The sequence below is a fragment of the Ewingella sp. C233 genome (assembly GCF_055407225.1).
In genome coordinates this window covers 1-14,902 of the sequence record NZ_JBUZRI010000007.1, presented here as the reverse complement: position 1 = coordinate 14,902, position 14,902 = coordinate 1, and the positions used below count along the sequence as shown (strand labels likewise).

Sequence of the window (14,902 nt, the reverse complement as noted above, 5' to 3'; positions counted from 1 at the left end):
TATTTTTACCTCTCAGGATGGTCAGAAGACGCTGGCAAATTTGCCAGCTGATACAGGGCTTCGGCGTACATGCCGATGGCGCTGACGAAGCGGCATAAGCTGCCGAATTCGTCTGCGCCATGGGTATTTCCGGAAGAGCCATCGGGAAATTCGCAGCCGAAAATCACCGCGTTACGCATTTCGCTGGCATAGCTTCCGGCACCGGTGGTGCGTGACGGATGAGTGCTGTCGCCGGTGTGGCGGACATAGATATCGTGCAGGGTGCGTACCAGCTGGCTATCTGGCGGATACAAACTGGGGGACTTCACCGGTTCCATCGTCAATTGGCTGGCTGGCCAGCGGCTGCTCCAGCAGCTCAGTTGCTGATAAATAGTGTCCGCGCTGAGATTTTCCGGGTAACGGACGTTCAGCGTCAGACGCATTTTGCCGTTGGCGATGTTAAGCACCGTGGGGACCAACAGGATTTTTCCGCACTCTCCCTGTTGATCCAGACCAAAGCGCACACCGCTCTGCCCGTAATGCTCATCGGTGATTTCACGTAACTGCGCGCTCCAGCCAGTGTGATACAGCTGATCCAGTAACTGGCTGGTGGCCTGAATCGGGTTCAGGCAGGGTTCCGGTTTTGACGAGTGGCCACCATGACCGTGCAACTGATAGTGACCATGCGGCTCGGCAATCAGGGTAAAGCCTTCCGCTAAATACCATGCTGAGGTCGCCAGCGGCAGCCCGCCGATCCGTGCCATACTGGGGATGGTGTTCACCACGCTGCCGCAGCTGACCTGTAACAAAGGTTGATCGACAGGCACCGTGATATGCACCAGCAGTGACCCTTTCTCTCCATAAATCACCGGGAATTTAGCGTCCGGGGTGAAGGCAAAGGTGGGGTGAGGTTGTGAATGAAAATAGCGGCGTATACAGCGAAATCCCGTTTCTTCATTGCCGCCTGCGACCAGCCGGATCCGGCGGCGCAGCGGCAACTTCAGTTCGCGCAAAATATCCAGTGCCAGCCAGGCGGCAATCATCGGGCCTTTATCATCCATCACGCCGCGGCCAATCAACTTGTCGCCCAACCGGGTCAGCTGATAGGGAGGGTGATGCCAACCTTCACCGGCAGGGACAACGTCACAGTGGCCGAAAACGTACACAATCTCGTCACCCGAGCCGTATTCGATGTGCACGGCGTGGCCATCGACATCGAGCGTGCTGAGTCCAGCGCAGTCGCCGAGGTTTTTCCACCAGGCCAGCGCTTCGCTGACCCCCTGACCAAAAGGCTGGCTTTCGCTGCGAGTGTCAGCATCAAACGCCGAGGGGATCGCGATCCACTCTTTCAGCAGATGCAGAAATTCATCAATCCGTTGTTGAGCCAGTCTGGCAAAGTCAGTCATCCAAATCCTGTGCGGTTGGGTAAAGATTAACCACAGCATCGGCTCTGAGCAGGAAAGGGTCAAAAGGTGCGGTGTAGGAATGATAAATAAAACAGGTAAAATTTTATGGGGTAGAAATTTTACCTGACAGGAAGTGAGCTACTGGCAACGATTAAACGCGGATCGTCACAAGAAAGGGTTTCACCCTTGAGTTGGTATTGCAGACACTCCGTTGTGCGAGCGGCCAGAGAGGTCAGGGGAATGCTCACCAGAGGAAGGGCCAGCTTTTGTGCTTCGTCAGATTCACCAAAACCCGTGAGGGTTAAGGGGCGGGAAAACAGGCGCCATTTGCTGGCGTGGCTGCCGCCGGACAGCACATGGTGCGCAGCAAGCAACACGGTGGGGTTATCACAGAGTATTGCCGTCGGTCGCGGTTGCTGTTTCAACAGTTGGTCCGTTGCCTGCGAGGCTTCTGAGAAGGTCTCCGGGCAGGGCAAACTCAGTGCCGGATTGAAGGCCAGTCCCGCCTTACCCAGCGCGTTCGCCAGACCACCGAGCCGTTCGGCCCGGACCAGCGAATTGCTCTCACCACCCAGATACGCGATAGCGGTATGTTGCTGACTCAGCAAGTTTTCTACCGCCAGCTGCGCTGCCTGAGCATTATCTGGACAGATCGCCGGAATCGCTCCGGACCCCAAATGCGGCATCAGGCCGACCAGCGCAATATGGCGTGCCAGCGTTCTGAGCCTCAAGGTGGCGGCACCGCTAAACTGACCACATAACACCAGCCCACAGACGCCCTGAGCCAGCAATTTATTACTGGCGTCCCGTAATGCGGCGTCGGAAGTCTCGCTGTAAATGAGGCTCACTGACTTGCCCGTATGCTGTAATGCCTGAGAAAGCGCAGGAAGCAAACGGGAAGAAAAGTGGCAATGATAAGGCAGGATGATGCCGACCATGCCCGGCAATACCACGGGATCGGCCTTCCGCTGATAGCCCAGCGTATCGATAGCCTGATAAATCCTTGAGACGCTCTCCGGCGAAATGCGGCCTTTACCCCCAAGTACCAACGAAACGGTGGTGACTGAAACGCCGGCCAGTGTGGCGACATCCTGTTGAGTAATTTTATGGCGCAGCGGCTTTGTGATCATGAGGTTAAGCGCGTTTTTATTCTTATGGCGAATGATGAAAGGTCAGGCAGGAAGTGTCTCAGGAATGGCGGAAGAAAAAATGCGGCAAGCTCTGGTTTCTGTACTCTGGTTTTAAGATGAAAAAAAGGCGGGCACCAGGCCCGCCGAATGTTCACGTAGTCATACATCTTTCATTTATTTTGATAATTCCTAACCTGACGCGTCGTCTTATTGTGCGACTTCGCACACTTCTGCTTCGCTGTTCAGATAGACATCCAGATCGTCGCTTCCCCCGATGTGGCGACCTCCGATAAAGACTTGTGGCACCGTTGCGCGGCCTGTTACGGCGCGCAGACTGACTGTCGTCGCATCTTTACCTAATACAATTTCTTCATACTGCATGCCGCGTTCCTGCAGCATTTGTTTCGCTTTCGAGCAGAACGGACAGCCCGGTTTGGTGAAGATCGACACGGATTCCTGCACTTTAAAATCCGGAGCCAGATATTTCAGCATGGTGTCGGCATCGGACACTTCAAACGGGTCGCCCGGCTTATTCGGTTCGACAAACATTTTCTCAACCACGCCGTTACGCACCAACATGGAGTAACGCCATGAGCGCGGACCAAAGCCTAAGTCAGCTTTCTCAACCAGCATGCCCATGCCTTTAGTGAATTCACCGTTGCCGTCAGGAATGAAAGTGATGTTGGCGGCGCTCTGCTCGGCCTTCCAGGCATTCATGACAAAAGTATCGTTGACGGAAACGCACAGGATGCTGTCTACGCCGTGGCGCTTAAATACGCCAGCCAGTTCATTGTAGCGTGGCAAATGGCTTGAAGAGCAGGTCGGAGTAAAGGCACCCGGCAGTGAAAACACGATCACGGTCTTATTTTTAAACAGCTCATTACTGCTGAGATCCACCCATTGATCGCCCTGACGGGTATGGAACGTAACTTGCGGTACTTGTTTCCCTTCGTGGCTTGCAAACATGAATAACCTCTTAATTTTTATTAATAAAAAACAAATAAAACTGAATTTTTGGCTGTGCCGTTTCGATGGGGGACATTATTGACGATTGTTGTTGATAGTTATAATCGTTGATTGCTATCTTATCTATCGCCGCGAGCTATCGTCGCGACCCGTTATGGGAATGGAGGATTAATGAATATTCGGGATTTAGAGTATTTGGTCGCACTGGCTGAGTTTCGTCATTTTCGCCGTGCCGCTGATTCTTGTCATGTGAGCCAGCCGACATTAAGCGGACAAATCCGCAAGCTGGAAGATGAACTTGGCGTGATGCTGCTGGAAAGAACCAGCCGCAAGGTGTTATTCACCCAGGCAGGTTTGTTGTTGGTGGATCAGGCGCGGACCATACTGCGGGAAGTCAAAGTGCTGCGCGAGATGGCCAGCCAACAGGGCGAGGCGATGTCAGGCCCGCTGCATATCGGGCTTATTCCGACCGTCGGGCCTTATCTGCTGCCACAAATTATCCCCACGCTGCACAAAACCTTTCCAAAGCTTGAGATGTACCTGCACGAAGCGCAGACCCAGCAACTGCTGGCGCAGCTCGACAGCGGCAAGCTCGACTGTGCGATTTTAGCGCTGGTCAAAGAGAGCGAAGCCTTTATCGAAGTGCCGCTGTTTGATGAGCCGATGAAATTGGCGATTTACGATGAACATCCGTGGGCGTCGCGCGACCGCGTTGCTATGGCCGATCTGGCCGGTGAAAAGTTATTGATGCTGGAAGATGGGCACTGTCTGCGCGATCAGGCGCTGGGCTTTTGTTTCCAGGCCGGGGCTGATGAAGATACGCATTTTCGCGCCACCAGTCTTGAAACGCTGCGCAATATGGTCGCCGCAGGCAGCGGCATTACGCTGTTACCCGCGCTTGCCGTACCTAAAGAGCGCAGTCGTGATGGCGTAACCTATCTGGTGTGCGACAAACCGGAACCGAGACGCACCATTGCTCTGGTGTATCGTCCCGGCTCCCCGCTGCGTGGCCGTTATGAGCAGCTTGCCGAAGCTATCAAAGTTCACATGCAGGCGCACATGGAAGCCGCTGCATTAAAACAGGCGGTTTAATCCGTTTAGTGCAGCAACGCGGTAGGCTTCGGCCATGGTCGGATAGTTGAAGGTCGTATTAACGAAATACTCGATGGTATTACCTTCGCCTTTCTGTTCCATGATCGCCTGACCGATGTGGATGATTTCCGCCGCACGCTCTCCAAAGCAGTGAATACCCAAGATTTGCTTGGTTTCACGATGGAAGAGCAGCTTCAGACTCCCCACATTCATACCGGCAATTTGTGCTCGGGCAAGATGTTTAAACTGAGCGCGGCCCACTTCGTAAGGCACCTTCATCGCCGTCAGTTCCTGCTCGGTTTTGCCGACGGAGCTGATTTCCGGAATGGTATAAATACCGGTCGGAATATTTTCGATTAAGTGTACTTTTGCCTCACCCTGGATCATCGCCTGCGCGGCAATGCGTCCTTGGTCGTAAGCGGCAGAAGCCAGACTCGGGTAGCCAATCACATCGCCGACCGCGTAAATATGCGACAGTGCAGTCTGATACATGCTGTTTACTTTCAGCAGGCCGCGGCTGTCGGCGACCAGGCCGATATTTTCAAGCCCGAGTTTGTCGGTGTTACCGGTGCGTCCGTTGGCATATAGCAGGGCATCCGCTTTCACTTTCTTGCCGGATTTAAGATGCATGATCACGCCATCTTCGACCCCTTCGATCTTCTCGAACTCTTCGTTGTGGCGGATGACGACACCGTTATTCCAGAAGTGATAGGAAAGGGCGTCTGACATCTCCTGATCGAGGAACGACAGTAAGCGGTCACGGGTGTTGATTAAGTCGACTTTTACGTTGAGTCCGCGGAAGATCGACGCATATTCGCAGCCGATAACGCCTGCGCCATAAATAATGACGTGACGTGGCTCGTGGCTCAGTTCAAGAATTAAGTCGCTGTCGTAAATGCGCGGATGGTTGAAGTCCACGTCGTGCGGACGGTAAGGGCGTGAGCCGCAGGCGATAATGATGTTATCGGCAGTGAGTTGTTCATGCGTGCCATCGGCATAGCGAACACTGATGGTATGTTCGTCAACAAAGCTGGCATCACCTGAGAAAAGCTGGCACTGATTGCGCTCATAGAAGCCCTGACGCATACGGGTCTGCTGATTAATCACAGAATCGGCGTGACGTAAAATGTCGGGGAAACTCGAGCTCATGGTGCGCGAGTTGTCGCTATAGAGCGGATTTTGGTTGAATTCGATAATTCTGCTGACGGCGTGGCGCAGGGCCTTGGAAGGGATGGTTCCCCAGTGAGTACAGCCGCCACCGACGTTATTATAGCGTTCAATGACCGCAACTCTGGCCCCTTGTTTAACCAGTCCCATTGCGGCGCCTTCTCCGCCCGGGCCTGAGCCAATGATGATGGCATCAAAATGAGATTGCTGTTGCATGGTTCGAAACCTATTTTTATACAAAATAACAACGAGAAAGTAACATATTAGTCCGATTTCCCCTACATGCAGTTGTCAAATCGTGGGAAAACCGCAACATTCTGACCCATTTTATGCTGTAGTTTCTTTACCTCAGCCGATCAAAAACTTTGGTATAGTGAAATGGCATTGGGCTAACAGCTAATAAGAAGAAAAGACTCCGTATGAAGGTTATGGGCGTAAGAGCACAACAAAAAGAGCGCACGCGTCGCTCACTGATTGAGGCGGCGTTCAGCCAACTCAGTGCCGAACGCAGCTTTGCCAGTTTGAGTTTGCGTGAGGTGTCCCGCGAGGCCGGGATCGCGCCGACCTCATTCTACCGGCATTTCCGTGACGTCGATGAACTCGGCCTGACAATGGTAGATGAGAGCGGTTTAATGCTTCGTCAACTGATGCGTCAGGCGCGCCAGCGTATTGCCAAAGGCGGCAGCGTGATCCGCACTTCTGTTTCCACTTTTATGGAGTTCATTGGCAATAATCCCAACGCCTTCCGTCTACTGTTGCGTGAACGTTCCGGTACATCTTCGGCTTTTCGTGCCGCCGTAGCACGCGAAATTCAGCACTTCATTGCGGAACTTGCCGACTATTTGCAACTCGAAAACCATATGCCGCGCAGTTTTACTGAAGCGCAGGCAGAAGCCATGGTGATCATCGTCTTCAACGCCGGTGCCGAAGCGCTGGATGTCGATATTGCTCAGCGGCGTCAGCTGGAAGAGAGGCTGGTGCTCCAGTTGCGGATGATTTCTAAAGGCGCGTATTACTGGTACCGCCGTCAGCAGGAAAGAACGGCGGTGTCTCCAATCAATAAGCCCAGAGGTACAGAAAATGACCGAACAACCGAACCAGGATAATGGCACCCTGGTCCTGGCTTTGATTTCCGGACTGTCGATCAGCGGCACGTTCGACGCGTTGTTTAGCTCCGTTGTTACTTTCTCTGTTTTCCCAATTATTGCACTGGTGCTGGCCGTCTATTGCCTGCACCTGCGTTACCACAAAGGTGAGATGCCCACAGGCTTGCCGACATTATCTGCGCTCTGTTTCCTGCTGGGGATATTGCTTTACAGCACGATTGTACGGGCCGAGTATCCGCAAATTGGATCCAACTTCCTGCCGTCGGTAATTTGCGTCGTGCTGATCTTCTGGGTGGGTATCAAACTGAAGAAGCGTAAATCGCAAAGTATGTGATTGAATCTTCCTGCGCTGTCGCTTACTCAAAAGCGTTAGCGGATAGCATTATAAGGGCAGCCTGCGGGCTGCCCTTTTTATTTCCGTCAAACCGACATGTCGCCATTGCTTGCCGGAAATGGATTAATGAACCGCTGTTTCATTAAAATAAAACCCATGCTCAATAATTAGACGTTGATCGTCCACATCTTCGTTTTTTTGCCATAAAGTCATCGCGGGTGGCAAAACCAGAAAGGTTTTCATCGCCACCCCTCGCTAATTTGAATCATGGCGGAACGGCCGTGGGCTGTGCGCATTCTGCCAACACGTAACGGTGATTCAATCAGGGGCATGACGGCAATGAAAACACGGGAAATCGGATTATTGAATTATCTGGCCTACGGCTCCGGGGATTTTCTCGGCGCAGGCACTACGGCGCTGACGGCGGCCTGGCTGCTCTATTTCTACACGACGTTTTGTGGCCTGAGTCCTATCGAAGCCACCTTTATTTTCGCCACCGCCCGTGTGGCGGATGCCGTCCTCAGCCCGCTAATGGGTTATCTCACGGATAACTTTGGCGGAACCTGGCTCGGTAAACGCTTTGGGCGTCGAAAATTCTTCATTCTTCTCGGTATTCCCTGCGTTTTTAGCTACAGCTTTATGTGGGTTGGCGATATGGGATACGTCTACTATCTGCTGACCTATCTGCTGTTCGATATCGTCTACACCATGATTCTGGTGCCCTATGAAACGCTGGTGCCGGAAATGACCGACGATTTCAAACAGAAAACCAAATTTTCCGGTGCCCGTATTGCCCTGGCGCAGTTGTCAGCAATTCTGGCCGCGTTCCTGCCGGGCATTCTGCTTTCGCACCTCGGTAAAGATAATCCGATTTCCTTTTTCTACTCGAGCCTGGTGTTCTCTGTGATATGCGCGCTGGTGCTGACGCTGGTGTATTTCTTCACCTGGGAGCGTCCGGAAGCACTTAAGTCTGAAGCCATGCTGAAGATTGAGCGGGAACGGCAGCAGCTCACGCTGGCACAAAGCCTGAAACGCCTGAAAGTGGAGCTCTCTTCGACGCTGCGTATCAAGATTTTCCGGCAGCATCTCGGTTTGTATCTTGGCGGCTATATTGCTCAGGATGTTTTCAACGCAGTGTTTACGTATTACGTGGTGTTCGTGCTGATGCAAAGCGCCACCGTGGCGTCGAACCTGATGGGCATGATGGCGATTCTGCAATTTGTGGCGGTTATCGCCATGATCCCGCTCTGTATCCGCTTCGGGCCTGCGCCCTCTTACCGGCTGGCGGTGACGCTTTTTGCACTGGCGGTGATCTCCTACGGCGTCCTCTATTTCACCAACATGAGTGACTCCATGTCGCTGCTGTTACTGATTTCAGCACTGGCTGGCCTCGGACGGGGTGGCATCAACTATGTGCCGTGGAATATCTATACCTACATTGCTGACGTCGATGAAACCATCACCGGCCAGCGCCGCGAGGGCATCTTCGCGGGTGTGATGACGCTCACCCGTAAAGCCTCACAGGCTGGTGCCGTCATGCTGGTGGGGATTATTTTGCAACTGGCGGGTTTTGTTTCAGGCAAAACGGAACAACTGCCGTCGGTGGGGCACACCATTCTGGGCGTGCTGACGATAGGCTCGCTGGTAATGCTGACCATGGGCTTCATTATTTCCCTCTATTTTCGCCTCAATTTGAAAACCCACGGCGTGCTGGTGCAGGAAACGCAGAAGATGCGTGACGCCAACCGCATTGTGCCTGAGCAGATCACGCCCGAAGATCGCGCCACGGTTGAAGTGTTAACGGGAATGAAATACGAATCGCTGTGGGGCAATAACAATATTGGCTATTTGCATCGCCACAATCCGCCGCCGCAAAAATTGACTCCCGAAACCGCTGCCGGTTTGCCGGTTCAGCAGTCCGGCCACCGTTTATAATCCAAGGAGAACCGCATGCAAGTTTTTGAAGTGAAACACAGCGCATTACTGAGACAGCCAGAGCATTTTATTTCTCGCAGCGAGTTGCAGGGGCTGATCCGCAAAGTGACTGACAATCTTGTGAACATCGAAGATAAAACCGGTGAGTTTCTGTTGCGTCTTGATGATGGCCGGGTGATCGACACCAAAGGCTGGGCGGGCTGGGAGTGGACGCATGGTATCGGCTTGTACGGGATTTATCAGTATTACCAGCAGACGGGTGACGAGCAGATGCGCGCCATTATTGATGACTGGTTCACTGCACGGTTGGCCGAGGGCACGCCGACCAAAAACGTGAATACCATGAGTCCGTTTCTGACGCTGGCGTATCGTTATGAGGAAACCGGCAATCCGGTATGGCGCCCTTATCTGGAGCGCTGGGCGGAGTGGGTAATGTACGAGATGCCGCGCACCGATAAAGGCGCGATGCAGCACATTGTTTATAACAATGAAAACTATCAGCAGATGTGGGATGACACGCTGATGATGAGCGTCCTGCCGCTGGCGAAAATCGGCAAGCTGCTGGATAAACCTGAATATATTGATGAAGCGACCTATCAGTTCCTGGTGCATGTGCAGTATCTGATGGACCGGGAAACTGGCCTGTGGTTCCACGGCTGGACTTTCGACGGCCACCATAACTTTGCCCATGCCCGATGGGCGCGTGGGAATAGCTGGCTGACGATCGCTATTCCGGAATTCCTCGAACTGGTCGATTTACCGGAGAATAACGCCACCCGCCGCTATTTATTGCAGGTGCTGGAGAGTCAGGTGGCCGCACTGGCGAAGTGCCAGGACGCAAGTGGCCTGTGGCACACGCTGCTCGATGACCCGCACTCTTATCTCGAAAGCTCGGCGACGGCAGGTTTCGGCTACGGGATTTTGAAAGCGGTGCGTAAGCGTTATATCGATGCGTCTTATGCGCCGGTGGCGGAGAAAGCCATCCGGGGCGTAATTAAGCATATCAATCCGGCGGGCGAGCTGACGCAAACCTCTTTCGGCACGGCGATGGGGAAGGATCTGGATTTCTATCGTCAAATTGCGCTGACATCTATGCCTTACGGGCAGGCGATGGCGATTTTGTGTCTGTCAGAGTATCTGCGGGTGTATCTGTAAAAAGGAGAGAGGTCGATCTTCTCAATAAAAATGGGCACGCCGGGTGCCCATTCTCTTATTTAAGCTCAGTATCCGCCGGTCAGATCTTTTCCAGCAAGACGCCGCATTCCATATGGTGCGTGTACGGGAATTGATCGAACAGCGCGAGTTTGGTCAGACGGTGTGTCTGGCTCAGCGTGTCGAGATTGGCGCTCAGCGTTTCAGGGTTACAGGAGATATAAAGGATGCGGTCGTAACCCTGCACCATTTTCACTGTATCGTCATCCAGCCCGCTGCGCGGTGGATCGACAAAAATCGTATTGCAGTTATAGGCGGTCAGTTCGATGTCTTTCAGGCGGCGGAATTCGCGCACGCCGTTCATCGCCTGGGTGAAGTCTTCTGCGGCCATGCGGATAATTTGCACGTTGTCGATATGGTTAGCCGCAATGTTGTACTGCGCGGCAGCCACTGACGGTTTGGCGATTTCAGTTGCCAGCACGCGGTTAAAGTTACGTGCCAGTGCCAGAGAAAAGTTACCGTTTCCGCAGTAAAGCTCCAGCAAATCACCGGTTGACCCTTCGGTCACATCCAGCGCCCACTCGAGCATCTGAATATTCATTTCAGCATTGGGTTGGGTGAAGCTGTTTTCTACCTGACGGTAAATCATGTCGCGGCCAGCAACGGGTAAAACCTCATCGATATAGTCCTGATCCAGCATAATTTTAGTTTTAGACGCACGGCCAATCAGCTGAATATCAAAACCCTGCTCACGCAGTTGGTCGCGCAATACGGTGGCGGCCTGTGTCCATTCGTCATCCAACTTGCGATGGTAAAGCAGTGATGCAATCACTTTGCCGCTGCGGGTAGACAGATAATCAATCTGGAAGATTTTACGACGCAGGACGGGGTCTTGTTTGATTGCAGCGATAAGGGCAGGCATCAAACGGTTGATGATCTCGCTGGCAGCAGGGAACTGGTCCACCCGCACGCGGGCTTTGGTCTGCTGATCAAACATGATGTGGTACAGATCGCCTTCGTCATGCCAGACGCGAAACTCGGCGCGCATACGGTAATGGCTGACTGGCGAACGGAAAACGTCAGGCTGCGGCGCATTAAAGGGCGACATCATCGCCGTGAGACGTGCGGTCTTTTCCGCCAGTTGGTCGTCGTATTGTTCAATGGGCAGGTTTTCAGGCGTCATCGGTTTTCTCGTCTAACTGGGAGTAAATGGGCGAACTTTGCGGGGGATTTTAGGGAATGTCCCCGGTATGTCCAGTCTTGTCGTCATTTCCGGGGAAAGGGCTTTCTCTACGATGGATGTCTGGATTTCCAAACGGGTTGATCGTAGGATGCCATTCGGCCTCAATAACTGAGTTAAAAGGGAATCCGGTGTGAATCCGGAACTGGCGCGCAGCGGTATGGGGAAAGCACGGCGATAGCACATTCATTATGCAGACACTGTCTTCTTCTTATTCTTTATTTATAAGGGAAAGAAAAGAGGAGATGGGAAGTCATCGCCCGGTGGCGGTTTATTATTTCTTTCTTTAATAACCAACAAATCCTAAGTCCGAAAACCTGCCGATATTACGTCGCAACTTCACTGTCGTCGCGAAAACGCCGGTGTCTTTCTGCGGCATCCGCCAATTAAGTTTGGATGCTCGATTCATGACAATTAAAAAGCACGCGCTGCTGACGGTATTATCTGTCACAGCTTTTTCAGGGTGGGCGCAAGGCAGTACCCCTTCTTCTGATAACAGCGACGACCTCGTTGTTACCGCCAACCGTTTTCCACAGCCAGTCTCATCCGTATTAGCGCCAATGGATATTGTCACCCGTGATGATATTGACCGTTGGCAGTCCACATCGGTGGTGGATGTCTTACGCCGCTTACCGGGGGTGGATATTGCACAGAATGGCGGAATGGGGCAGCAAAGTTCTTTGTTCGTTCGCGGCACCAACTCCAGCCACACATTAGTGCTGATGGATGGCGTGCGTTTAAATCAGGCCGGCGTCTCCGGTGCTGTCGATCTTAGCCAAATTCCGATTTCTCTGGTGCAGCGCATCGAGTTTATTCGCGGTCCGCGTTCGGCTGTGTATGGCTCTGATGCCATCGGTGGTGTGGTTAACATTATTACCACCCGCGATAAACTGGGTACCACGCTGACGACAGGTATCGGCTCTAATGGTTACCAGACCTATGGCGGTTCTACCCAACAGAAACTGGGGGAAAACACTGTCGCAACGGTGGCAGGAAACTACACCTACACTAAAGGCACCGACGTCGTAGCCAACTTGCCGGATAACTACGGCGACCCGCGTCAGCCTGACCGCGATGGCTTCATGAGTAAGACCCTTTGGGCCGGGCTTGAACACCAGTTCAATGAACAGTTCAGCGGTTTTGCCCGCGCATACGGTTTTGATAACCGCACCGCCTATGACGGCACCTACAGCTATGCCGATCCGGCTCACCCTGATGCGCTGCCAGATACGCGTCAGTTATATAGCCGCACGTACGACACTGGGTTACGTTTCCAGCAAGGGATCTACTCTACCCAGTTCAGCGGCAGTTATAGTCATACCAAAGACTATAACTACGATCCGAAATACGGCCCGTATTCTGCTTCTGCCACCCTTGATGATTCTGACCAGTACAACCTGCAATGGGGTAATACCTTCCAGGTTGGGCAGGGTGCAGTCAGCGCGGGTGCTGACTGGCAGGAACTCAGCACTCAGCCGGGCACCAACTACATTACCGATGGTTATACCCAGCACAATACCGGCGTGTATGTTACGGCCCAGCAGAAGGTGAGTGATTTTACGCTCGAAGGGGCAGTACGTAATGATGATAACTCGCAGTTTGGTTCACACGGCACCTGGCAAAGCAGCGCGGCATGGGAGTTCATCGACGGCTACCGTTTCATCGCTTCCTATGGTACGGCGTTCAAAGCACCGAATCTGGGGCAACTCTATGGCAGCTTTGGCGGTAACCCCAACCTGAAGCCAGAAGAGAGTAAAGAGTGGGAAGGCGGGCTGGAAGGTCTGACCGGTCCGCTGGACTGGCGTTTGTCCGCCTATCGTAACGACATCGATCAGATGATCAGTTACTACAATCAGCAGCAAGGTTATTACAACGTCGATAAAGCAACGATTAAAGGCGTGGAATGGACGGGTAACTTTGACACCGGTCCTGTGCATCACGGCATCACACTGGAATATTTAGATCCGCGCAATGCTGAGACCAACGAGATCTTATTGCGTCGTGCCAAACAGCAAGCGAAATACCAGCTGGACTGGACGATGGCTGATTTCGACTGGTCGATCAATTATCAATATCTGGGTGAGCGTTATGACACAGATTTCAATACCAACGAGAATGTGAAACTCGGTGGTGTCAGCTTGTGGGATCTGGCGGTGTCATATCCGGTGACGTCACATCTGACCGTTCGTGGTAGAATTGCCAACCTCTTAGATAAAGATTATGAGACGGTTTATGGCTACGAAACACCAGGACGTGAATACTACCTCACTGGAAGCTATACCTTCTGACAGCTCGATAATTCCTGACCGCCCGACGGTGCTGGTGTTTGACTCCGGCGTCGGCGGGCTATCGGTTTATCATGAAGTCCGGCAGATGCTGCCGGACCTTCACTATATATATGCATTCGATAATGTGGCTTTCCCTTATGGCGAAAAGTCCGAAGAGTTTATTGTCGAGCGCGTGGTCGAGATTGTTAGCGCAGTGGCAGCGCGTCATCCTCTCTCTATTATTGTTATCGCCTGTAATACCGCGAGTACCGTTTCCCTTCCTGCACTGCGTGCCAAATTCGACTGTCCGGTCGTCGGCGTTGTTCCTGCTATCAAACCTGCAGCAAAACTGACACGTAACGGTGTCGTCGGCCTGTTGGCAACGCGCGCAACCGTACAGCGTCCTTATACTCACGATCTCATTGCCCGGTTTGCGACGGATTGCAAAATCCTGATGTTGGGTTCTGCCGAGCTGGTGGAAATTGCTGAAGCGAAGTTGCACGGTACTGAGGTATCCCTGCCGGTATTGAAGAAAATCCTCCAGCCCTGGTTACGCATGCAAGAGCCACCGGACACGGTTGTTCTCGGCTGTACCCATTTTCCGCTGTTAAGTGAGGAGCTGGCGCAGGTATTACCGGACGGAACACGACTGATTGATTCAGGATCAGCAATTGCACGTCGAGCACATTGGTTAATTGAAACGACGCATAAGAATATTCCAGCCAAAAACGAGGGTGTTGAAATAGAGAGTCTGGCGTATTGCATGGCAGTAACGCCTGAGACAGAAATCCTGCTGCCTGTTTTACAGGCATATGGCTTCAAAAGCATCCAGGAATTGCCGCTTTAAACACCTTTTGATGAAAGATTCAGCGGTCGGTAATTTATTTGTATTTTAGGGGTTGCGGCCTTCTGAGAACTCCCTATAATGCGCCTCCACTGACCGGGAACAACGACTGAGAAGTCGCTCGGACAGGAAGAGAAAAAGATGAAAGTTCGAATGAATAATCTCTTGACTCTTCAGCGGGAAAACGTAATATACGCCTCCCGCGCCGCATAAGATTCCTTGCGAACTGCGGCATGCTCTTTAACAATTTATCAGACAATCTGTGTGGGCACTCACAAGACGAT

At 52.6% G+C, this 14,902-nt stretch carries 12 protein-coding genes and 1 riboswitch; of the genes, 7 read left to right on the top strand and 5 right to left on the bottom strand.

From position 1 onward, the window contains the following. Positions 1-5 precede the first annotated feature (5 nt). The 3 genes from ACZRKO_RS21005 to ACZRKO_RS20995 all read right to left on the bottom strand — a co-directional run bounded on the left by ACZRKO_RS21005 (position 6) and on the right by ACZRKO_RS20995 (position 3,481). Positions 6-1,385, bottom strand: a complete 1,380-nt coding sequence (locus ACZRKO_RS21005; protein ID WP_463739184.1) for a Sapep family Mn(2+)-dependent dipeptidase — start codon at positions 1,383-1,385, stop codon at positions 6-8. Between the two features lie 119 nt (positions 1,386-1,504). Then, positions 1,505-2,515 (bottom strand): LacI family DNA-binding transcriptional regulator, encoded by a 1,011-nt coding sequence (locus ACZRKO_RS21000; RefSeq protein ID WP_463739183.1) that lies wholly within the window; start codon positions 2,513-2,515, stop codon positions 1,505-1,507. Between the two features lie 207 nt (positions 2,516-2,722). After that, entirely contained in the window at positions 2,723-3,481 is a 759-nt protein-coding gene (locus ACZRKO_RS20995; RefSeq protein ID WP_463739182.1) for a glutathione peroxidase, read from the bottom strand. Positions 3,482-3,652: 171 nt separating this feature from the next. Here ACZRKO_RS20995 and oxyR point away from each other — a divergent pair, with 171 nt between their 5' ends. Beyond that, positions 3,653-4,573, top strand: a complete 921-nt coding sequence (gene oxyR / locus ACZRKO_RS20990; RefSeq protein WP_140474711.1) for a DNA-binding transcriptional regulator OxyR — start codon at positions 3,653-3,655, stop codon at positions 4,571-4,573. On the opposite strand, the gene sthA is transcribed toward oxyR, so the two are convergent. After that, on the bottom strand, positions 4,556-5,956 hold the full coding sequence (gene sthA, locus ACZRKO_RS20985; RefSeq protein ID WP_463739181.1) for a Si-specific NAD(P)(+) transhydrogenase: 1,401 nt from the start codon (positions 5,954-5,956) through the stop codon (positions 4,556-4,558). The two genes, oxyR and sthA, sit on opposite strands and share 18 nt — an antisense overlap. Positions 5,957-6,168: 212 nt before the next feature. Here sthA and fabR point away from each other — a divergent pair, with 212 nt between their 5' ends. The 4 genes from fabR (at position 6,169) to bglB (ending at position 10,270) form a co-directional block, all read left to right on the top strand. Next, positions 6,169-6,846 carry an HTH-type transcriptional repressor FabR gene (fabR, locus tag ACZRKO_RS20980; RefSeq protein WP_463739277.1) on the top strand — a complete coding sequence of 226 codons (678 nt, stop codon included), beginning with the start codon at positions 6,169-6,171 and terminating at the stop codon, positions 6,844-6,846. Then, complete coding sequence (locus ACZRKO_RS20975; protein ID WP_463739180.1) at positions 6,821-7,180, top strand: YijD family membrane protein; 360 nt, start codon at positions 6,821-6,823, stop codon at positions 7,178-7,180. Before fabR ends, ACZRKO_RS20975 begins: the two co-directional genes overlap by 26 nt. 339 nt (positions 7,181-7,519) lie before the next feature. Continuing rightward, positions 7,520-9,115, top strand: a complete 1,596-nt coding sequence (locus ACZRKO_RS20970; RefSeq protein WP_463739179.1) for an MFS transporter — start codon at positions 7,520-7,522, stop codon at positions 9,113-9,115. 15 nt (positions 9,116-9,130) lie between these two features. Further along, positions 9,131-10,270 (top strand): beta-galactosidase BglB, encoded by a 1,140-nt coding sequence (gene bglB / locus ACZRKO_RS20965; RefSeq protein ID WP_463739178.1) that lies wholly within the window; start codon positions 9,131-9,133, stop codon positions 10,268-10,270. Between the two features lie 79 nt (positions 10,271-10,349). Here the strand turns inward: bglB and trmA are convergent, their stop codons facing one another. Continuing rightward, on the bottom strand, positions 10,350-11,450 hold the full coding sequence (trmA, locus tag ACZRKO_RS20960) for a tRNA (uridine(54)-C5)-methyltransferase TrmA (protein ID WP_463739177.1): 1,101 nt from the start codon (positions 11,448-11,450) through the stop codon (positions 10,350-10,352). A gap of 139 nt (positions 11,451-11,589) precedes the next feature. Beyond that, a riboswitch (cobalamin riboswitch) is annotated at positions 11,590-11,847 on the top strand. Between the two features lie 67 nt (positions 11,848-11,914). Here trmA and btuB point away from each other — a divergent pair. Continuing rightward, positions 11,915-13,795 (top strand): TonB-dependent vitamin B12 receptor BtuB, encoded by a 1,881-nt coding sequence (gene btuB, locus ACZRKO_RS20955; protein ID WP_463739176.1) that lies wholly within the window; start codon positions 11,915-11,917, stop codon positions 13,793-13,795. Continuing rightward, positions 13,740-14,621: a glutamate racemase gene (murI, locus tag ACZRKO_RS20950; protein ID WP_463739175.1), complete on the top strand. Its 882-nt coding sequence runs from the start codon at positions 13,740-13,742 to the stop codon at positions 14,619-14,621. Before btuB ends, murI begins: the two co-directional genes overlap by 56 nt. Positions 14,622-14,902: the final 281 nt, after the last annotated feature.